This window comes from Streptomyces sp. NPDC053048, assembly GCF_044547045.1.
Classification (GTDB): domain Bacteria; phylum Actinomycetota; class Actinomycetes; order Streptomycetales; family Streptomycetaceae; genus Streptomyces.
Map to the genome: position 1 here is coordinate 474046 of NZ_JBITZS010000004.1, position 18992 is coordinate 493037.

At 72.6% G+C, this 18992-nt stretch carries 17 protein-coding genes; 8 read left to right on the plus strand and 9 right to left on the minus strand.

What is annotated here, in order from left to right:
- Window positions 1-35 precede the first annotated feature (35 nt).
- From ACIG36_RS13075 to ACIG36_RS13085, 3 genes are read right to left on the minus strand one after another with little or no spacing between them, the layout of a single operon-like run.
- Window positions 36-488, minus strand: coding sequence for a pyridoxamine 5'-phosphate oxidase family protein (locus ACIG36_RS13075; RefSeq protein ID WP_399926135.1), 453 nt, complete (start codon window positions 486-488; stop codon window positions 36-38).
- Entirely contained in the window at window positions 485-2173 is a 1689-nt protein-coding gene (locus ACIG36_RS13080) for a SulP family inorganic anion transporter (RefSeq protein ID WP_399926456.1), read from the minus strand. The genes ACIG36_RS13075 and ACIG36_RS13080 overlap by 4 nt, the downstream gene beginning before the upstream one ends.
- A 59-nt stretch (window positions 2174-2232) precedes the next feature.
- A complete protein-coding gene (locus tag ACIG36_RS13085) occupies window positions 2233-2574 on the minus strand; it encodes an ArsR/SmtB family transcription factor (RefSeq protein WP_399926137.1) in 342 nt (113 codons plus the stop codon).
- Between the two features lie 156 nt (window positions 2575-2730).
- Between ACIG36_RS13085 and ACIG36_RS13090 the strand changes: the two genes are divergently transcribed.
- Together ACIG36_RS13090 and dhaK are read left to right on the plus strand one after the other, a co-directional pair.
- Window positions 2731-3084, plus strand: a complete 354-nt coding sequence (locus ACIG36_RS13090; protein WP_399926139.1) for a zinc ribbon domain-containing protein YjdM — start codon at window positions 2731-2733, stop codon at window positions 3082-3084.
- 543 nt (window positions 3085-3627) lie between these two features.
- The gene (gene dhaK / locus ACIG36_RS13095) at window positions 3628-4620 is read left to right on the plus strand and encodes a dihydroxyacetone kinase subunit DhaK (protein ID WP_399926141.1); all 993 of its coding nucleotides are present in this window, start codon (window positions 3628-3630) and stop codon (window positions 4618-4620) included.
- A gap of 181 nt (window positions 4621-4801) precedes the next feature.
- On the opposite strand, the gene ACIG36_RS13100 is transcribed toward dhaK, so the two are convergent.
- Together ACIG36_RS13100 and ACIG36_RS13105 are read right to left on the minus strand one after the other, a co-directional pair.
- Complete coding sequence (locus tag ACIG36_RS13100) at window positions 4802-6211, minus strand: NADP-dependent succinic semialdehyde dehydrogenase (protein ID WP_399926143.1); 1410 nt, start codon at window positions 6209-6211, stop codon at window positions 4802-4804.
- Between the two features lie 231 nt (window positions 6212-6442).
- A complete protein-coding gene (locus ACIG36_RS13105) occupies window positions 6443-7867 on the minus strand; it encodes an MFS transporter (RefSeq protein ID WP_399926145.1) in 1425 nt (474 codons plus the stop codon).
- Window positions 7868-8626: 759 nt separating this feature from the next.
- On the opposite strand from ACIG36_RS13105, the gene ACIG36_RS13110 reads away from it, so the two are divergent.
- A complete protein-coding gene (locus tag ACIG36_RS13110) occupies window positions 8627-9496 on the plus strand; it encodes a hypothetical protein (protein WP_399926147.1) in 870 nt (289 codons plus the stop codon).
- A 55-nt stretch (window positions 9497-9551) separates the two neighbouring features.
- Here the strand turns inward: ACIG36_RS13110 and ACIG36_RS13115 are convergent, their stop codons facing one another.
- From ACIG36_RS13115 to ACIG36_RS13125, 3 genes are all read right to left on the minus strand, one after another.
- A complete protein-coding gene (locus ACIG36_RS13115; protein ID WP_399926149.1) occupies window positions 9552-10031 on the minus strand; it encodes an NUDIX hydrolase in 480 nt (159 codons plus the stop codon).
- A 105-nt stretch (window positions 10032-10136) separates the two neighbouring features.
- Complete coding sequence (locus tag ACIG36_RS13120; protein WP_399926151.1) at window positions 10137-10730, minus strand: hypothetical protein; 594 nt, start codon at window positions 10728-10730, stop codon at window positions 10137-10139.
- A gap of 66 nt (window positions 10731-10796) precedes the next feature.
- Window positions 10797-11585, minus strand: coding sequence for a glutamate racemase (locus ACIG36_RS13125; protein WP_399926153.1), 789 nt, complete (start codon window positions 11583-11585; stop codon window positions 10797-10799).
- Window positions 11586-11601: 16 nt separating this feature from the next.
- On the opposite strand from ACIG36_RS13125, the gene ACIG36_RS13130 reads away from it, so the two are divergent.
- Window positions 11602-12825, plus strand: a complete 1224-nt coding sequence (locus ACIG36_RS13130; RefSeq protein WP_399926155.1) for a glycosyltransferase — start codon at window positions 11602-11604, stop codon at window positions 12823-12825.
- 13 nt (window positions 12826-12838) lie between these two features.
- Here the strand turns inward: ACIG36_RS13130 and ACIG36_RS13135 are convergent, their stop codons facing one another.
- The gene (locus tag ACIG36_RS13135) at window positions 12839-14113 is read right to left on the minus strand and encodes a TerD family protein (protein ID WP_399926458.1); all 1275 of its coding nucleotides are present in this window, start codon (window positions 14111-14113) and stop codon (window positions 12839-12841) included.
- A 168-nt stretch (window positions 14114-14281) separates the two neighbouring features.
- Between ACIG36_RS13135 and ACIG36_RS13140 the strand changes: the two genes are divergently transcribed.
- The 4 genes from ACIG36_RS13140 to ACIG36_RS13155 all read left to right on the plus strand — a co-directional run bounded on the left by ACIG36_RS13140 (window position 14282) and on the right by ACIG36_RS13155 (window position 18977).
- Window positions 14282-14797 (plus strand): DUF6643 family protein, encoded by a 516-nt coding sequence (locus tag ACIG36_RS13140; protein WP_399926156.1) that lies wholly within the window; start codon window positions 14282-14284, stop codon window positions 14795-14797.
- A gap of 87 nt (window positions 14798-14884) precedes the next feature.
- Window positions 14885-15712, plus strand: a complete 828-nt coding sequence (locus tag ACIG36_RS13145; protein ID WP_399926158.1) for an MOSC domain-containing protein — start codon at window positions 14885-14887, stop codon at window positions 15710-15712.
- Between the two features lie 157 nt (window positions 15713-15869).
- Window positions 15870-16472, plus strand: a complete 603-nt coding sequence (locus ACIG36_RS13150; RefSeq protein WP_399926160.1) for a hypothetical protein — start codon at window positions 15870-15872, stop codon at window positions 16470-16472.
- 108 nt (window positions 16473-16580) lie between these two features.
- Window positions 16581-18977: a right-handed parallel beta-helix repeat-containing protein gene (locus ACIG36_RS13155; protein ID WP_399926162.1), complete on the plus strand. Its 2397-nt coding sequence runs from the start codon at window positions 16581-16583 to the stop codon at window positions 18975-18977.
- The last annotated feature ends 15 nt before the right edge of the window (window positions 18978-18992 follow it).

An 18992-nucleotide genomic window follows, 5' to 3' on the forward strand; every position in this document is an offset into this window, starting at 1 on the left:
GAGTACATGCCCGTGCGGCAGGACGGCGAGCCGCTTCACCGTGCCTGCGACCTCCGCGCACCGCCACCGGCCGTGTCGGTGGGGTGACCGAATCGGTAGCCGTGCACCGTGCGGGGGTGGACACGCAGGAGCGCGTCGTGGGGGCCGTGTGCCCAGCCGGGGAGGGTACGGCGGTAGTGGGCAGCTTCGTCGGGGTGAGTGATGAGTTCGGCCAGGCCGGTAGCGGTCACGGCCCAGCCGGTACCGGTGTTGGGGTGGAGGTAGTCGCAGTGGTAGGTGACCGTGGTCCTGGTGGCCAGCGCGGCGGTGGGGGCGGGGGCGCGGACGATCAGGCGCCCGTATTCGAGGACGTGGCTGGCGGGCCGAACCGCGATCGCCTCCCGCTGCTCGTACATCAGCCGACCCTGGGTACCGCCGCCGAGCAGGTAAAGGGCTTCCTCGCCGGAGACATCAACCATCCGGCGGGGTACGGGAAAAGCAGTGGTCATCGGGTGGGCTCCTCAGCTGGGGCAGCGGGCTCCTGGTCGGGGACGGCGGTCTCTTGCGCGGGGATCGTCAGTAACCCGGCACCATGCAGGTGGGCACGGGCGGCGGCGATTGCTTCGGGAGTGGTGGCGTAGTCGCCACCGTTGGTCCTCAGCAAGCCGAGCGCGCCGGTGGAGTCCAGCACCTGGCGCTGGCCGGGGCGTATTCCGGAGGCCAGGACGGTGATGCCGCGCCGCTGCAGCTTGGCGACGGCGTCCTTGAGAACGAGGGCGCCGGTGGCGTCCATCGTGGAGACGCGCGACATGCGCAGGATCACCACGCGCACGTCGGAGACCTCGGAGAGCTCCAGCAGGAAACGGTGGGCCGCGGCGAAGAACAGCGGGCCGTCGATGCGGTAGGCGACGATGTGTTCGGCGAGCAGCGCGTGCTCTTCGTCGCTGTGGTCGCCGGGCAGGTCGGCCTTCAGGGGAACCTGGTCCAGGCGAGCCTGCTTGGCCACCGCCCTCAGGGCGAGCGCGCCCGCCATGAGCAGGCCGATGATCACGGCATACACCAGGTCCAGGGCCACGGTGGCGATCGCTGTCAGCACCAGTACGAGCCCGTCGGAGCGGGTGGCGCGGGCCATGGCCCTCAGGCTGCCGACCTCTACCATGCGGACGGCGGTGGCGATCAGTACACCCGCCAGGGCGGCCAGCGGAATACGGGCGACCAGCGGGGCGGCGGCGAAGACGATGACGGCCAGCACGGCGGCGTGGCTCAGGGCCGCCAGCCGCGAGCTCGCGCCCGAACGGACGTTGACGGCGGTCCGGGCTATCGCGCCGGTGGCCGGGACACCGCCGAACAGCGGGGCGGCGAGGTTGGCCACGCCTTGACCGAACAGCTCCCGGTCGGGGTCGTGCTTCTGGCCCACGGTCATGCCGTCCGCAACGGACGCCGACAGCAGCGACTCCAGCGCGGCCAGGGCGGCCACCGCCACGGCAGGTGCGAGCAGCGAGCCGAGGGCGCCAAGGTCCAGGAAGGCCAGTGACGGGGCGGGGAGCCCCGCGGGCAGGTCACCGATGGGACGAGCGGCGTCCAAGTGGGCCAGCTGTGCCACGATCGTCGCGCCGATCACCGTGATGATGGAGAACGGGATCGCCGGTCGCCACCGCGCACCCAGCAGCATCACGGCGGCCACGGCGGCGGCGAGACCGACGGCGCTCCAGTTCGGTGTCTTCACGAACGCCTCGACCGCGTGCCAGGTGATGGCGAGGACCTTGTCGTCCTCAGGCTTGGCCACGCCCAGTGCGTTCGGCACCTGCTGGAGGCCGATCACGCATGCGATGCCGAGGGTGAAGCCCTCCACCACCGGGGCAGGTATGTACTGCATATAGCGGCCGGCGCGAGCCAGGGCGAGCGCGATCAGCATCAGTCCCGCGAGGAGACCGACCGTGAGGACGCCCCCGGGGCCGTACTGGGCGACGATCGGCACCAGCACCACGGTCATCGCGCCCGTGGGCCCGGAGACCTGCAGACTGGATCCGCCGAATATCGCGGCCAGACCGCCGGCCACCACCGCGGTGGCCAGCCCAGCCTCCGCGCCCAGGCCGGAGGAGACCCCGAAGCCGAGCGCCAGCGGCAGCGCCACGACCGCCACGGTGAGACCCGCCAGCAGATCACGGCGCGGAGTGCGGGCCATGACCGCCATGTCGGCGCGTGCGGGCAACACGGAACGCACCCGGGCCCCTGCCCGGACGGCGAGAGCACTCACCGGCCACCGACCTCGGCGTCCCGCAGCTCCTCCAGCAGCTCGTTCTGCCCGCTGATCATCTCGGTGAGAATGCGGCGCGCGGCGGACATCAGCTCGGCGACATCGCCGCCCGCGAGCTCGTAGACGACCGTCGAGCCGGTGCGGGTGGAGGTCACGATGCCCGAGCGGCGCAACACCGCCAGTTGCTGCGACAGGGCGGAGGGCTCCACCTCGATCGCCGCCAGTAGATCGCGTACCGGCTTCGGCCCGTCCTGGAGCAGTTCCAGCGCCCGGATGCGGACCGGGTGCCCGAGCATCCGGAAGAACTCGGCTTTCGCCTGATACAGCGGAACCGGCACGAAACCCTCAGCCTCTCGCCTCACTGGGCCTCCGACGCGGAGGCAGCGTTTGCTGCTGTACCCGCGGCTACCTGCGGACACAGCGAAACCATCATGTAGCGAATTGCAAACTTTTGCAATTCGTCATCCTTGCGGACCCCGCCATAGACTGTCCTGGTGAACGAGAACCTGCCCCCATGCCCCGAGTGCTCCAGCGCCTACACCTACGAGATGGGCGCGCTGCTCGTCTGCCCCGAATGCGGCCATGAGTGGACCCCCGCGCCCGCCGAACCCGCCGGCGGCCCGGAGGACGGGGTGATCAGGGATGCGGTTGGCAACGTGCTCGCCGACGGCGACACGGTCACCGTCGTCAAGTCCCTGAAGGTCAAGGGCCACCCGACCGGAATCAAGGCGGGCACCAAGGTGCGCAACATCCGCCTCGTGGAGGGTGTGGCCGGCCACGACATCGACTGCAAGATCGAGGGTTTCGGCGCCATGCAGCTCAAGTCCAGCGTGGTAAAGAAGGCCTGACCCGATACGTCGGAGGCGTCGACCTGCACGGCAACCGTGGCGGAGTCCATGGGGCTGGGCTGTTTCGACGTCAGCAGGTCCGGCTCAGGCCGGGTGAGCGAGGCTGTCGCGGCGGTAGCCGATGCCACAAATGTCCCGACACCCGCGCCCCCGCCCGGCCCGGCGGAACCCGCCGACGTGGCACACCGAACCGGGGAATCCGGGCACTGAGCCACGGCCTGCGACCACCGTGCCTTCCAGCTTCGTCACGCCGGCGGCACCGGCACGGGCTCTGAGGTTCGCGGTGGACTCGAAAGAACAACGGCAGTCGAAGCCATCATGCATCCATGAGCGCCACGTAGGCGCGGGCGACAACAGACGGTCAGTGACCCGCCCACCAAACTGATCTCCCGTCAGTAAAGTCGGCATTGGGTCAGCACAAGTACCGCCGGAGACCGTCGTCGACCGCCGGACACCGCCGAGGTCAATTTCTCTCGCCAGCGCGTCCGGCCAGCGAAAATCGAGCTCATCGCCGACTTCTCCCCACACCCTGAGGAGCCCCGCATGAAGAGCATCATCAACGTCCCCGAGACCGTCGTCCCCGACGCCCTGCGCGGGATGGCCGCCGCGCACCCCGAGTTGACCGTTGATGTCGAGCGGCGCGTCATCGTGCGGCGGGACGCGCCCGTGGCGGGGAAGGTGGGGCTGGTGTCGGGGGGCGGGTCCGGGCATGAGCCGTTGCACGGGGGGTTCGTGGGGCCGGGGATGCTGGACGCGGCGTGTCCCGGGGAGGTGTTCACCTCGCCCGTTCCTGATCAGATGGTGCGTGCCGCGGCCGCCGTCGACAGCGGCAAGGGCGTGCTGTTCATCGTGAAGAACTACACGGGCGACGTCCTCAACTTCAACATGGCCGCCGAGCTCGCCGAGGACGAGGGCATCCAGGTCGCGAGCGTGCTCGTCAACGACGACGTGGCCGTCACCGACAGCCTGTACACGGCGGGCCGGCGCGGCACCGGGGCCACGCTCTTCGTGGAGAAGATCGCGGGCGCCGCGGCCGAGGAGGGCGCTCCCCTGGAGCGGGTGGAGGCGATCGCCCGCCGGGTGAACGAGGCGTCACGGAGCTTCGGGGTCGCGCTCGCCGCCTGTACGACCCCGGCCAAGGGCAGCCCCACCTTCGACCTGCCCGCCGGGGAGCTCGAGCTCGGTGTGGGCATCCACGGCGAACCCGGCCGGGAGCGGCGGGCGATGATGACGTCGGGCGAGATCGCGGACTTCGCGGTGCAGGCGGTGCTGGAGGACCTGGGGCCGGGCGGGCCCGTGCTGGTGCTGGTCAATGGCGCCGGCGGGACGCCGCTGCTGGAGCTCTACGGGTTCAACGCCGAGGTGCACCGCGCGCTGCGCGAGCGGGGCGTTCCGGTGGCCCGCACGCTCGTCGGCAACTACGTCACGTCGCTGGACATGGCCGGCGCCTCGGTGACGCTGTGCCGGGTGGACGACGAGATGCTGCGCCTGTACGACGCGCCGGTGCAGACCGCCGGGCTGCGCTGGGGCCGGTGACGGCACCGGCTGCGCCCGGCTAGGGGGTGTCCGATGGGTCGGCGCGGGTCCTGCGGTGTCCGGTGCGGTGGATCGCAAGGCGGAGCATCGGCCTCGGACTGGGCGTCCTTGGCTGATGCGACAACGCGGCGAGGCGCCGTGCCGGGCGCCGCAGGGCCCGTGCCGACCCATCGGACACCCCCTAGGCTCCCGCCCCCGGCTCGGCCCCGTGCCAGACCGTCGTGGCGTTGCAGAACTCGCGGATCCCGTGCCCGGACAGCTCCCGCCCGTACCCCGAGCGTTTGACGCCGCCGAAGGGCAGGGCCGGGTGGGAGGCGGTCATGCCGTTGAAGAAGACCCCGCCGGCCTCCAGGTCGCGCACGAACCGGCGCTGTTCGTCCTCGTCGCGCGTCCAGACGTTGGAACTGAGGCCGAAGGGGGAGTCGTTGGCGATCTCCAGGGCCTCGTCGAGGTCGTTCACCTTGTACAGCGTGGCCACCGGGCCGAAGGCCTCCTCGTGGTGGATGCGCATGGCGGAGGTGACGTCGGCGAGGACCGTCGGTTCGTAGAACCAGCCGCGCTCGTGCTCCGCCGGGCGCCGTCCGCCGCACAGGGCCGTCGCCCCCCGCCCCACGGCGTCGTCGACCAGTTCCTCGAGGTCGGCGCGGCCGCGTTCGGTGGCGAGGGGGCCGACGTCGGTGGTCTCCGCCATCGGGTCGCCGACGGTCAGGCCCGCCATGAGAGCCGTGAAACGCTCGGCGAAGGTGTCGTAGACGTCGGCGTGCACGATGAAGCGCTTGGCGGCGATGCAGGACTGGCCGTTGTTCTGGACGCGGGCCGTCACGGCGGTGCGGATCGCGCGGGCGATGTCGGCGGAGGGCATCACCACGTACGGGTCGCTGCCGCCCAGCTCCAGGACGGTCTTCTTCACCTCGTCCCCCGCGACGGCCGCGACCGCCCGCCCGGCCGGTTCGCTGCCGGTGAGCGTGGCGGCCACGACCCGGGGGTCGCGCAGGACGGACTCGACGGCTCCCGAGCCCACCAGCAGCGTCTGGAAGCAGCCCTGCGGGAAGTCGGCGCGCCGGAAGAGGTCCTCGAGGTAGAGCGCGGTCTGCGGAACGTTCGAGGCGTGCTTGAGCAGCCCGACGTTGCCCGCCATCAGCGCCGGGGCGGCGAAGCGCACCACCTGCCACAGGGGGAAGTTCCACGGCATGACGGCCAGGATCACGCCCAGCGGACGGTAGTGGACTCGGGCGTGGACGGCCCCGGCGTCACGCACCTCGGCGTCGGGGGGCAGCTCGTCGGCCAGCAGTTCCTCCGCGTGCGCGGCGTACCAGCGCATCGCCTTGGCGCACTTGGCCGCCTCCGCGCGGGCGGCGGCCAGCGGCTTGCCCATCTCGGTGGTCATGGTGCGGGCGATGTCGTCCCGGTCGTCGTCGAGCAGGTCCGCGGCGCGGACGAGCCACTGGGCACGCTCGGCGAAGCCGGTGGTGCGGTAGCGGCGGAAGGCCGCGTCGGCGGCGGCCAGGCGGCGCTCGATCTCCTCGGGCCCCAGTTCGTCGAACGTCTTGAGCGTCTCGCCGTTCGCGGGATTCACCGTTGCGATGGGCATGCCTCGACTCTGCGGCGCCCCGCCGCGCCGCGCAAGACATGTACCCGCCCGCGTGTCGCTCGCATCCGCGTGCGCCCGCGCACGACCGGGGGCGGACAGGGCCGAATGGCCCTGTCCGCCCCTCCGGGACGCCGGCCCGCGCGGCGCGCGATGCTCCTCGCGACCTCGCGACCTCGCGACCTCGCGACCGGAACGCCCCGGGGATGACAGGGGGAGCGGCGGGGTTCGCCGTCACAGGGGAGGCTGGTCCGCCGTGTCGTCGCCGGAACGGGACGGGCCGGGCAGCCGGGCCGGGTCCTGCGGGCGGACGATCTCGCTCGCGGAGGCCGCCGATTCCAGCGCGGGTGCGGTGCCATTGGGGGACTTGACGACCGACGGGGCGCCAGGGGCCATGGGGACCACGGGTGCCGCGGCGCGCTTGACGATCGCGGTGCCGGGCGCCGGACCGGACGTCGGCCCCGCGACCTTGCCCACCACCGGGCCCTCCGCCACCGGCGCTCCGGACGGCACGGGCACCACCGGCAGCATCCCGGCGCGGTAGAGCAGCCCCACCGCCGCCGCGGAGGCCAGTCCGAAGGCCAGGCAGCACATCCACGGCAGCCAGTACAGGCCGGTCTGTTCGCCGATGTCCATCGTCCGGCCGACCACGGCGTTGCCGCCGGTGGCGGCGATGCCGGAGAAGACGTAGAAGAGCCCGAAGTAGGTGCCGGTCAGGCTCTCGCGCCCGAACCCCGGGATCATCTCCATCGCCGTCGGATGCGCGATCATGATGCCGAAGAACAGCAGGACCGAGCCGGTGACCATGACGAGCATCCGGGCCACGGCGGCACCGGTCCCGTCCGGCGGCGGGGTGCCGCACACCAGCAGCGGCGGCAGGAAGCTGAGCCCCATGACGACCAGGCCCCAGCTCACCCAGCGGGTGCCGCCGCCGTTGCGCGCCAGGGCTCTGGTGATCCGCAGCTGGAACAGCATGTTGGCGATGGCCCCGGCCGCCAGCAGCACCCCGGCCGCACCTTTCCAGCCCGCCGCCCGCAGGGCCCCTTCGGGCAGCAGGAGGTAGAGCTGGTTCTCCATGGTGAACATGCCGGTGGTGGCGATGGAGAAGAGCAGGAACCGGCGGTTGCAGAAGGCCTCGCGCCAGTCCGACAGCACCTTGGCCGAGGGGCCCTCGGGAGCGACCCCGCGGGTCGGCAGCACCATCGCCTGGGCGACGGTCAGCACACCGAACACCGCCGCGGCCCCCACCGCGCACAGCCGGAAGTCGGCCAGGAACAGCACGCTGCCCAGCAGCAGTCCCATCAGGGAGCCGATGGTGGCGTAGACGTTGAGCAGCGCGAAGGCCTCGGCCTTGCGGTCGCCCGCCTCGAGTGCGACGTAGGTGCGTACGGCCGGGTAGAACAGCGCCGCGGCGAGCCCGGTGAGCACCGAGGCGGACAGCAGCAGCCACAGCGAGTTGCCGAAGGCGAAGAGGCCGAAGCCCACGGTCCGCAGTGCGCACCCGGCGATGATCACCACCCGGGGGCCCAGCCGGTCGGCCATGGAACCGCCGAGGATGAACAGGCCCTGCTGGCTGAGGTTCCGCGCCCCGAGCACCAGTCCGACGAGCGCGGCCGACATGCCGAGGCCCTGTTCCAGATATGCCGCGAGAAACGGCATCAGGAGATAGAACCCGATGTCGATGCCAAACTGATTGAACAATAGCAATCGCAATGCGAGGGAGAACTCGCGGGTGGCCCGAATGTTTCTCATGCGCGTTCCTGATTCCAGCCCGGGTAGGCGAGAACACCCTGAACCAAGGGCGCGCCTTACCGCCGGGGGGTTTGCCGGTGCGCCGGGCGGCAGGGACGGCGGACGGGGCGACCTCAGGCTTCTACCTGATCAGAGGCCTGACCATGGGCCTGATCATGGGTCAGAGTGCCCCGGCGTCCAGCTCGTCGGCTCGCTTTTCCGTTCGCAGGAACGGCGCACTCGCTGACTTTTGCGTGGGCGGTCGATCATATGCTTTTGCGGTGCATCCTCACTGACCCCCGACTGCTCTCGGAAGACGAGCAGAGGACACTTTAGCAAAGCAATCTCTTTCCCAACAGAGTGCGAACACAGCCGGTATCACCATCGGGGTCAAAGGGCTCGCACCGAATTTATTCCGGTTGTTTCTTCGAGCGCTGGAACGGCCGTACCGACGAACGAGCCGTTGACGAACACCCACACGCCTTGCGCCGCAGTGGTGGTGACGACCCGCCGCCATCGGCGCCGGCCGTCGGCGGCCCAAAGAATGCAATTATGTCGACTTATCACCAGATGGCGGATCAGCGCCCACCGCCCGTTCGCCCGCCTCGGCACCCCGGCACATGATGAGGAAGCCCCCCGCAAAGGGGGCGACAAGCCGACAAAATCATGAATCGACAGGAGAGTGCCGTGCCCGTGCCCCGCAGGAAGCGCAACAGATCATCGCTGCCGAGAACCCGCAGGACGCTCACCCGGCGGGCGCTCCTGCTGCCGGTGGTCTCCCTCGCCGCGTTCACGACCACCGCTCCCCCGGCCGCCGCCGAGACGCCGCCCATGCCCGCGGTCCGCGCCTACGACCAGGGCAAGCCGCTCTCCTCCTACGAGCCGGTGCTGCGTCACTGCGCGCGGGCCGGCTGCTCGTTCCACATCCAGCCGGACGGCAACCGCGAGTACACCACCGCCGTGCGCCCGGTCGGGAACGCGATCCTCAACTGCACGAACGCGGACATCACCACCAGACGGACGGTCACGCTCGAGACCAGCAGCACGGACAACATCGGCGGCGGCATCTCGGAGTCGTCCCGCACCGAGGACGGCATCAGCGCCGTCACACAGATCAGCAGCAACGGGAACAACGTCGTCCTCGGCGCCACAGCGGCCTTCCAGCAGGCCTACCAGGCCACGTGGAGTCATCAGTGGGTGTCCCGGCACACCGAGGTCACCGAATACACGATCACGGTCAAGCCGCACGACATGGTGGTCTTCAACGCGGCGAACGCGATGACGAGGACCAAGGGCAGGCTCGGCGACGACCGCGGCGCGATGTACGCCGACGAGGTGACCGTGGACAGCCCCTCCACGACGAACCCCAGCATCGTCCAGGCGCAGTCGTTCGCCGCGCACGACAGGTGCGCGAACGTGCGCTCCCAGGGCGGGGCGGCCAGGGGCGTCACGGCCGATCCCGACGGTCTGCTGCTGATCGCACCGCCCCCGTCGGGCACCAAGCCGTCGTCCTGGCTGACCCTGACCCCCGAGCGCCGCCGGGTGTTCGACAGCTGAGGCAGCTGAGGCAGCTGAGGCGTTCGACGATCGACGCGCCGCCCGCCCCTGCCGTTCAGCTCCGCCCGATGCCCTCGAACCAGGTGGGCCCGGCCCCGGCGGCCTGCTTGATGCGGTGCGTCGCGAAATCCTCCAGCGGCGGCAGGGCGTCCGGCGCGAACCACCCCACCTCCAGCGACTCGTCGTCGTTGACGCGCGCCTCGCCGCCGGTCGCGCGGGCCAGGAAGCAGATGTCCATGTACTGGCAGATGTCGCCGTTGGGGTAGGTGAACGGCCGCAGGGCCTCGACCACCAGAACCCGCTCCGGCACACAGTGCACAGCGGTCTCCTCGTACACCTCGCGCACCACCGCGGCGGCGGGCTGCTCTCCGGGGTCGGGGATGCCCCCGATGATCGACCACATGCCCGTGTCGGAGCGGCGGCCGAGGAGGACGTGGCCGTCGTCGCGCACGACGATCGCGCTGACCCCGGGCAGCCACAGCAGCTGGTGGCCGGCGTCGGCACGGAGGTCACGGAGGAAGTCGGGAATCGCCATGGGCCGAGCCTAGTGGCCCGGCGGACCTCCCGTGACCTCCGCCGGGGGCACGAAACCGGGGGCACGAAAGGGGAGGTCAGGGGCGTCAGGAGGCTCCGGGTCCGGTCACGCCGAGGCCGGGCGGCCGCCGAGCAGGCGCAGGCGGTCGCGGATCACGCGGACGGCCGCCTCCGCGTCGTCCACGGTGACCGTGATCGTCCGGCCGTCACCGAGCCGGACCACGAAGCCCTCGCCGCGGCGCACCACGACGCCCGTGCCCTTCTCCGGCCGCCAGCGGTAGCCCCAGCCGCCCCACTGGCGCGGGGTGACGCGGGGGTCGAAGTCGGCGCCCACGACATGGCTGAGCGGAATGCGGGTGCACGGCACCCCCATGTGACCGCAGCGGATCTCCAGGGTGTCCTTGTCGACCCGCACGGCGACGTGCACGAAGGCGAGGGTTCCGTAGAGCATCAGCAGGCCCGCCGCGACGCAGCCGACGACGGCCATCACCAGCGGTGCGAGCCCGGAGGACCAGGCGCTGTCGACGGCCAGCTCGATGCCGAGCGCGAGGCAGGCCGCGCCGATGGCGGCCATCAGCCACTGGGCCCGGTTGGTCGCCCGCCCCGTCCAGACCTCGGGCGACTCCGTCCCCGGCTGGTTCCCGTTCCCGGCGCCGTGTGAACCCTCGTGCCCCTGCGGGTCCTGGGAGTGGTCCCTCATAGGGCGAAGCCTACTCACGTTCCGCCACGACGGCAGGGGTGCGCGCGGGAACCCGGACGGGGTCGGTCAGAAACGGGCGGGGCTGGGGGTCACGAGCGAGCGACCCTCGGGGTAGAACAGCGAGGCCGGCTCCAGCTCCGCCTCCTGGCCGGCGAACAGCACGGTCAGGCCGCCGGACGGCTCCGCGTCGGGCGCGGGCGCCGCGCCGATGCGGCGCAGTGCCTGGGCGGCGACGGCCTCGGCCGATCCGTAGAGGGTGAGCGGCGGGGCCGCGGGGTCCTGGACGGCGGCGCGGATACGCTCCGCGACGAGCTCGTAATGGGTGCAGCCCAGGACGACGCTCCTTACCCCACGGGGCGTGGCGGCGGCCGCGGCCTCGACGGCGAGGTCGACGGCGTCGGAGTCGGCGCGCTGCACCGCGTCGGCGAGGCCCGGACAGGGCACCTCGGTGACGTCGACGCCGGAGGCGAAGTCACGAATGAGCCCGCGCTGGTAGGGGCTGCCGGTGGTGACCGGGGTGGCCCAGACGGCGACGGGGCCGCCGGCGGCCGCGGCGGGCTTGATCGCGGGGACGGTCCCGATGACCGGCAGGCCGGGCTCCAGCTCGGCGCGTATGGCGTCCAGCGCGTGCACGGAGGCGGTGTTGCAGGCGACGATCAGCGCGTCGGGGCGGCGCTCGGCGGCCGCGCGGGCGCAGGCCAGCGCGCGCTCGACGACGTCCTCGGGGGTCCGGGGTCCCCAGGGCATGCTGGCGGGGTCCGAGGAGAGGACGAGATCGGCGTCGGGCCGCATCCGGTGCACGGCGGCGGCCGCCGCCAGTAGGCCATTGCCGGAGTCCATGAGCGCGATCTTCACCCGGACACTTTAATCGATGCGGCAGTCGGCGCCCTCGCCGTGCGGCAGACTGCGGCGGGTGAGCGCGCTGACATGGATCACCGCGGGTTCCCTGGCCGCCTGGGGATGGCTGCTGCTGGGGCAGGGTTTCTTCTGGCGCACGGACGTCAGGCTGCCGGACCGCGCTCCGCCGGCCGAGTGGCCGGCCGTCGCGGTCGTGGTGCCCGCCCGGGACGAGGCCGAGGTGCTGCCGTCGAGCCTGCCGTCGCTGCTCGCCCAGGACTATCCGGGCCGCGCGGAGATCTTCCTGGTCGACGACGGCAGTACGGACGGCACCGGCGAGCTGGCGCGGGAGCTGGCCCGCGAGCACGGCGGGCTGCCGCTGACCGTGGACTCGCCCGGCGAGCCCGGCCCCGGCTGGACCGGCAAGCTGTGGGCGGTGCGGCACGGCATGGCGCTCGCGCGGGCCCGTACGGATGCCGAGTACCTGCTGCTGACGGACGCGGACATCGCGCACGGGCCGGACAGCCTGCGGGAGCTGGTTTCGGCCGCTCGGTCCTCGGGGCTCGACCTGGTGTCGCAGATGGCCCGGCTGAGGGTGGCGACCGGCTGGGAGCGGATGATCGTCCCGGCCTTCGTGTACTTCTTCGCCCAGCTGTACCCCTTCCGCCGGGTCAACCGGCCGGGCACGTGGACGGCGGCGGCGGCCGGCGGGTGCGTCCTCCTGCGCCAGGAGGCGGCGGAACGGGCGGGCGTGCCGGACACCATCCGGCAGGCGGTGATCGACGACGTGTCGCTGGCGCGCGCGGTCAAGCGGTCCGGTGGCCGGATCTGGCTGGGGCTGGCGGAGCGGGTCGACAGCGTGCGGCCCTATCAGGGGCTCGGCCCGCTGTGGCGGATGGTCTCGCGCAGCGCGTACGCGCAGCTGCTGCACAGTCCGCTGCTGCTGGCCGGGACCGTCGTGGGGCTGGCACTGGTGTACCTGGTGCCACCGGCCGCCGTGGCGGCGGGGGCGCTGACCGGCTCCGTCCCGCCGCTCGTGCTGGGGGCGGGCGCGTGGGCGGTGATGGCGGGGACGTATCTGCCGATGCTGCGCTATTACCGCCGGCCGCCGTGGCTCGCGCCGCTGCTGCCGTTCACGGCGCTGCTGTACCTGCTGATGACGGTGGACTCGGCGGTGCAGCACTACCGGGGCCGGGGCGCGGCCTGGAAGGGGCGGACGTACACCCGTCCCAAGGCCGCGCCACAGGACACACCCTGACGCGCCGGCGGGGTCATTTGCGGCCGGGCGTCCAGTTCATGCCCCACCCGTAGGCGCGGTCGAGGGTGCGCTGCGGGCTGACGCCGCGGTCCGGCACCAGGTAGCGGGCCTCGCGCTGGACGACGAGGTCCCCGCCGGTGTTGGTGATGAGGGCGAGGGCGCAGACGTTGGAGAGCACGGTGCACTCGTCGAGCGAGAAGTCGATCGGGGCGCCGTGCTGCGGCTGGAGGGTGACGGTGGCGTGCAGGCCGGCGAAGCTGCGGGCGCCCTCGTAGATGGTGACGAAGACCAGGATGCGGCGGAACGCGCCGATGTGGTCGAGATTGACGGTGAGGTTCTCGCCGGTCTCCACCGCGCCGGTGCGGTCGTCGCCGTCGAGGTGGATGTAGGGCGGCCGGTGCAGTGCGCCGAAGGAGTTGCCGAGGGCCTGTACGACGCCCTTTGTGCCGTCGCTGAGCTCGAAGAGGGCGCCGAGGTCGAGGTCCAGGTCGCTGTGCACGGCCATGGCCTTGCCCAGTCTGCGGCCCCAGCCCTTGAACTGCTTGTGCACCTGCCAGTTGAGGTTGACGCGCAGGGTGCCGGAGGTGCCGCCCTGTTTGGTGAGGGAGACGGCCGGGGCCTCCTTGGTGAGCGTCACCTTGGTCAGCCGTACGGGCTGCGGCGGAGCCGGGGCGGGGGCCGGGGCGGGCGGCGCGGCGGGCGCGGCTGGGGCCGGGATGACGGGCGCGGGTGCGGGGGGCGCCGGTGCGGCGGGGGCGGCGGCCGGTGCGGGGTCGTCGACGCTGATGCCGAAGTCGGTCGCCAGGCCCGCCAGACCGCTGCCGTAGCCCTGGCCCACGGCCCGGAACTTCCACTCGCCCTGCCGCCGGTAGAGCTCCCCCAGGACGAAGGCCGTCTCCACCGTGGCGTCCCGGCTGTCGAACCGGGCCAGCTCCGCGCCGCCGGCCGCGTCCGTGACCCGGATGTGCAGCTCGGGTACCTGTCCGAAGCTGCCGCCGTCGGCGGAGGCCGCGAGCACCACGCGCTCCACGCCCGGCTCGACCGCGCCGAGGTCGACGGTGAGCGTGTCGGCCATGGCGCCGCCCGCGGGGCGCTTGCCCTCGTGGCGCACGGCGCCGGAGGCGTGGGCGGGCTGGTTGTAGAAGACGAAGTCGGCGTCGGAGCGGACCTTGCCCCCCGTCAGCAGCAGCGCGGAGGCGTCGACATCAGGGACTCCGGGTCCTGCGCGCCAGCCGAGCTCGATCCGTACCACCTGCGCCGGAATCCGGACATTGGCGCCTTTGAGCATTGCCACAATGCACCCCTCCCGAGGGCCGTCTTTACACGATCCCAACGTACCTTGCGACCGTTTTTCCCAGGTTCGCTCGCTTTAGTAATCCGCAGCCCCTCCGAGCACCGCAATCAACCCCCATACCGGCCTCCCCAACCGGCACACCATGGGCTTAACTTATGGGCTATGACCTCCCCCCGCAGCACCTACGGCGGCGGCTACTACGCCTCGTCGTCTTTTCCGGACACCCCCATCTACGACAGCCTGGTCGCCGAGCGCGGTACGCCGCAGATCGCGCCGATCCAGGTGTCGTCCCCGTACGACTTCCGCAGCGGCGGCGGTCTGCCCGCGCTGCCGGCCCTGCCGTCGGGCCCGTCCGCCCACCCCGGGCCGCACGGCCCGCAGGGCGGCTACGCCGGGCAGGCTCCGCAGTACGGCGGCAACGCCGGCCCGGCCGGCCCCGGCCCCGGCCCGGTGCAGCCCATGGGCCTGCAGCAGGCCGCCGGCCCGTACATCCCGCAGCAGGCCTCGGCGCCGCGCGGCCCCGCCGGACCGCAGCAGCAGTACCAGCAGCAGCGCCCCGCGGCGTCCGCGGGCCCGGCCGGTTTCGACGCCATGCGCCCCGTCACGCCCCGGCCCGCCGGAGGGCAGTACGAGGACCCGTACAACAGCCGTCCCTACCCGGAGCAGGGCGGCTACTGACCGGCGCCCTGCCGGGGCTCCGCGAACGCCGCGGATCCGGCAGGCACGGACCGCCCAACTGTCATATCCGGCTGGCAAAATGACCACATGACCAAGCCCGAACTGACAGCGGTCCACTTCTATCCGGTCAAATCGATGGCGGGGTGCTCACCCGGCGAGGCGGCAGTGGAGCCGTGGGGGCTCGCCGGGGACCGGAGATGGGCGGTCGTCGACCAGGACGCCCGGCTGATCACGCAACGGCAGGAGCCCAGGCTCGCGTTGGCCTCGGCCGAGCTCCTGCCGGGCGGCGGGGTCCGGATGACCGCCCCGGGGGTCGCACCGATCGACGTGGCCGTTCCCGGTCCCGGGAACGGCACGGTCGTCGCGGAAGTGTTCAAGGACAAGGTCGAGGTGGTGCCCGCCGGCACCGCCGCCGACGCATGGCTGAGCGCCTACCTGGGGGTCGAGGCCCGGCTCATGCACATGGACGACCCGTCCCGGCGGCGGCCTGTCGACCCGGACCACTCGCTGCCGGGCGACACCGTCACCTTCGCCGACGGCTATCCGCTGCTGGTGACCACGACCGCCTCCCTCCGGGCGCTCAATTCCCTGATAGCCGAGGGCGGCCACGCCGCCGAGGGCCCGCTGCCCATGGACCGCTTCCGGCCCAACGCGGTCGTCGACGGCACCGAGCCCTGGGCCGAGGACGGCTGGCGGCGGGTGCGCATCGGCGAGGTCACCTTCCGGGCCGCCAAGCCCAGCGGCCGCTGCGTGGTGACCACGGTCGACCAGCGCACCGCCGAGAAGGGCAAGGAGCCGCTGCGCACCCTCGCCCGGCACCACCGCATCGGCGGCAGTCTGGTGTTCGGCCAGAACCTCATCCCGGAGCACACCGGCGTGATCCGGGTCGGCGACGCGGTGGAGATACTCGACTGAATCCCGACTTGCCCCGGCCCGCCCCCTCTTGTCACGGCTCTCGTCAACGCGCCGCCCCGCCGGGCATCCGCGAGGGGTGATTTTCCTCTCCACACCGCCTTCCTCCGCATGCGCCGCCCCCGGTGAGGTACTACGGACGGGTAAGGGGGTGAGCACCGTGCGTGCGACGACGTTGGTATGGCGATGGCGGCGCAATCCGCTGCGCCGCCGCAGCGATGTCCTCGAGGCCTGGGCCGGGGTGGCCGCCGTGGTGCTGGTCCTCATGACGGGCCCGGTCGTCGGCTGGGCGGCGGGCTCGGCCGCCCACACGGCGCTGCGCGAGACCGTCCGCGAACAGCACCGGCACCGGCACCTGGTGAGCGCCACGGCCGTGCGGGCCGTGCCGGGCGGGGGCGACGGCACCGACCGCGAGGCGGGCGCGGGCCGCGAGGGCTACCACCGCGTCCTGGCCCGCTGGCCCGGACCGGACGGCCGGGAGCACACCGGGCTGGTGGCCGCCCGTCAGTCCGCCGTCCCCGGCAAGCGGTTCCCGCTGTGGACCGACGACCAGGGGCACGTGGCCCCGCGTCCCATGGACGAGGCCACCGCCGCCGTGCACGCCGTGCTCGCCGGTCTCGGGGCCGCCGCGGGGACGGCCGGGCTGGTGGAGGGGGCGCGCAGGCTCATCGTGTGGCACCTGGCCCGGCGCCGGTACGCCCAGTGGGACCGGGCCTGGGAACGGGCCGGGCACACCTGGGGCCGCGCGGACGCGGGCAGTTGACAACGGGCCGAGCAGCCGCCCCGTGTGCCGCCCGCGCGCTACGGTGGTGCCGCCGGTACGCGTCCGTCCCGGAGGCACGCACACTCGAGGTGGGGGCACAGCAGCACCATGGCACAGGGCTCGGTGGTCCAGGTGACGCACACCGGCACGTCGCGCTGGCGACGGCGCACGGGAGAGTACGACTCGCTCGTGGCGGCCCTGGAGGCGGCGGGCGACGGCGACGTGCTGTCCGTGGCCCCGGGCACCTACCGGGAGAACATCGTCGTCGCGCGAGCCGTCACCCTGCGGGGCAGCGAGGGCGCGCCGGGTTCGGTGCGGATCGCCCCGGCCGAGGGCGTCGCCGTGACCGTACGGTCCTCCGCGACGCTGCGCGATCTGCTGATCGAGGGCCATGACGCGGCCGAGCCGGCCCTGCTGATCGAGGACGGATCGCCGGAGCTGGCGGATCTGCGGGTGGTCACACGCTCGGCGGCGGGCATCGAGGTGCGCGGCGCGGCCCGGCCGGCCGTCCGCCGCTGCACGGTCGACAATCCGGGCGGAGTGGGCATCAGCGTGCTCGACGGCGCGGGCGGTGTCTTCGAGGAGTGCGAGGTGGTGGCCGCCGGGCAGGCGGGCGTCGTCGTGCGCGGCGGCGCGGAACCGCGCCTCGAGCGCTGCCGCGTCCATCATTCCCGCGGTGCGGGGCTGTCCCTGACGGGCGAGGGCAGTGCCCTGGAGGCCGTCGGCTGCGAGGTGTACGAGATCCGGGGCACCGGCGTGCAGGTCGCGGCGCGCGCCGCCGGGCGCCTGACGGACTGCCGGGTGCACCGCACGTCCGCCGACGGCGTGACGCTGGACACCGATGCGGTGCTGGCCCTGGCGGACTGCGACATCCACGACGTGCCGGAGAACGGCGTCGACCTGCGCTCGCGTTCGGTGCTGACGATGACGCGCTCGACGGTGCGCCGCTTCGGCCGCAACGGGCTGTCGGTGTGGGATCCGGGCACCCGGGTGGAGGCCGGGCAGAGCGAGATCCACGACAGCACCGGCGACTATCCGGCGGTGTGGGTGAGCGACGGCGCGAGCGCCGAGCTTGCCTCGTGCCGGGTGCACGACGTGCCGGACGCCCTGTTCGTGCTGGACCGCGGCTCGAGCGCGGAGGTCACCGACAGCGACGTGTCGCGTGTGCGGGGCACCGCGGTGTCGGTGAGCGGCGGCGGGAGCGCGCGGCTGGCCGACTGCCGGATCCGGGAGGCGACCACCGGGGCCTGGTTCCGGGGACACGGCAGCGGCGGCACGCTGACGGGCTGCGCCATCGACGCGACGTCGACCGGCGTCATCGTCACCAAGGGCGCCGATCCCCTCGTCGAGGGCTGCACGGTGACCTCGCCGAGGGAGGCGGGCTTCTACGTGTCGGCGGAGGGCCGGGGGACGTTCGACGGCTGCCGGGTGACGGGCAGTGGCGGCTACGGCTTCCACGTCATCGACGGGTGCCGGGCGACGCTGCGGGGGTGCCGCACGGAGCGGTGCGCGCGCGGCGGCTACGAGTTCGCCGAGGACGGGCCTGTCAGCGAGGGCTGTACGAGCGACGAAGGCCCCGGGCGGGGGGCCGCGGTGACGGCGACGGCCGTGGAGCGGGCCGTCCGGCCGGCCGCGGCGCCGCCGGGGCCCCGCACGCCCGCTCCCCGGGCGCCCGAGCCGGACGGCGACGCGGGACGGTCGTCGGCGGCCGTGCTCGGCGAACTGGACGCGCTGGTGGGCCTGGACAGCGTCAAGCGCGAGGTGCGGGCGCTGACCGACATGATCGAGGTGGGCCGCCGCCGGCAGCAGGCAGGGCTCAAGGCCGCCTCGGTGCGCCGCCATCTGGTCTTCACCGGCTCCCCGGGCACCGGCAAGACCACCGTGGCCCGCCTGTACGGCGAGATCCTGGCCGCCCTCGGGGTGCTGGAGCGCGGCCACCTGGTGGAGGTCTCGCGGGTGGACCTGGTGGGCGAGCACATCGGCTCGACCGCCATCCGCACCCAGGAGGCCTTCGACCGGGCGCGCGGGGGCGTGCTGTTCATCGACGAGGCGTACGCGCTGGCCCCGGAGGACTCCGGGCGGGACTTCGGCCGCGAGGCCATCGACACGCTGGTGAAGCTGATGGAGGACCACCGGGACGAGGTGGTGGTCATCGTCGCCGGCTACACCGCAGAGATGGAGCGCTTCCTGACCGTCAACCCTGGGGTGGCCTCGCGGTTCTCACGCACCATCACCTTCGGCGACTACGCGCCGGACGAGCTGCTGCGGATCGTGCGGCAGCAGGCGGACGAGCACGAGTACCGGATCGGCGAGGGGGCGGCCGAAGCGCTGCTGCGGTACTTCGCCGCCATCCCCAGGGGGCCGGCGTTCGGCAACGGCCGTACCGCCCGGCAGACCTTCGAGGCGATGGTCGAGCGGCACGCGGGCCGGGTGGCCCAGTTGCCTGCGCCGAGCACGGACGATCTCACCCTGCTCTACCCGGAGGATCTGCCCGAACTGCCGTGAACTGGTGGGTCGATG

Coding starts and splice junctions, on each gene's coding strand:
- ACIG36_RS13075 (WP_399926135.1), bottom strand. CDS start 488: ATGACCACTGCTTTTCCCGTACCCCGCCGGATGGTTGATGTCTCCGGC.
- ACIG36_RS13080 (WP_399926456.1), bottom strand. CDS start 2,173: ATGGCGGTCATGGCCCGCACTCCGCGCCGTGATCTGCTGGCGGGTCTC.
- dhaK (WP_399926141.1), top strand. CDS start 3,628: ATGAAGAGCATCATCAACGTCCCCGAGACCGTCGTCCCCGACGCCCTG.
- ACIG36_RS13100 (WP_399926143.1), bottom strand. CDS start 6,211: ATGCCCATCGCAACGGTGAATCCCGCGAACGGCGAGACGCTCAAGACG.
- ACIG36_RS13105 (WP_399926145.1), bottom strand. CDS start 7,867: ATGCCGTTTCTCGCGGCATATCTGGAACAGGGCCTCGGCATGTCGGCC.
- ACIG36_RS13115 (WP_399926149.1), bottom strand. CDS start 10,031: ATGGCGATTCCCGACTTCCTCCGTGACCTCCGTGCCGACGCCGGCCAC.
- ACIG36_RS13120 (WP_399926151.1), bottom strand. CDS start 10,730: ATGAGGGACCACTCCCAGGACCCGCAGGGGCACGAGGGTTCACACGGC.
- ACIG36_RS13130 (WP_399926155.1), top strand. CDS start 11,602: ATGCGGCAGTCGGCGCCCTCGCCGTGCGGCAGACTGCGGCGGGTGAGC.
- ACIG36_RS13135 (WP_399926458.1), bottom strand. CDS start 14,113: ATGCTCAAAGGCGCCAATGTCCGGATTCCGGCGCAGGTGGTACGGATC.
- ACIG36_RS13140 (WP_399926156.1), top strand. CDS start 14,282: ATGACCTCCCCCCGCAGCACCTACGGCGGCGGCTACTACGCCTCGTCG.
- ACIG36_RS13145 (WP_399926158.1), top strand. CDS start 14,885: ATGACCAAGCCCGAACTGACAGCGGTCCACTTCTATCCGGTCAAATCG.
- ACIG36_RS13155 (WP_399926162.1), top strand. CDS start 16,581: ATGGCACAGGGCTCGGTGGTCCAGGTGACGCACACCGGCACGTCGCGC.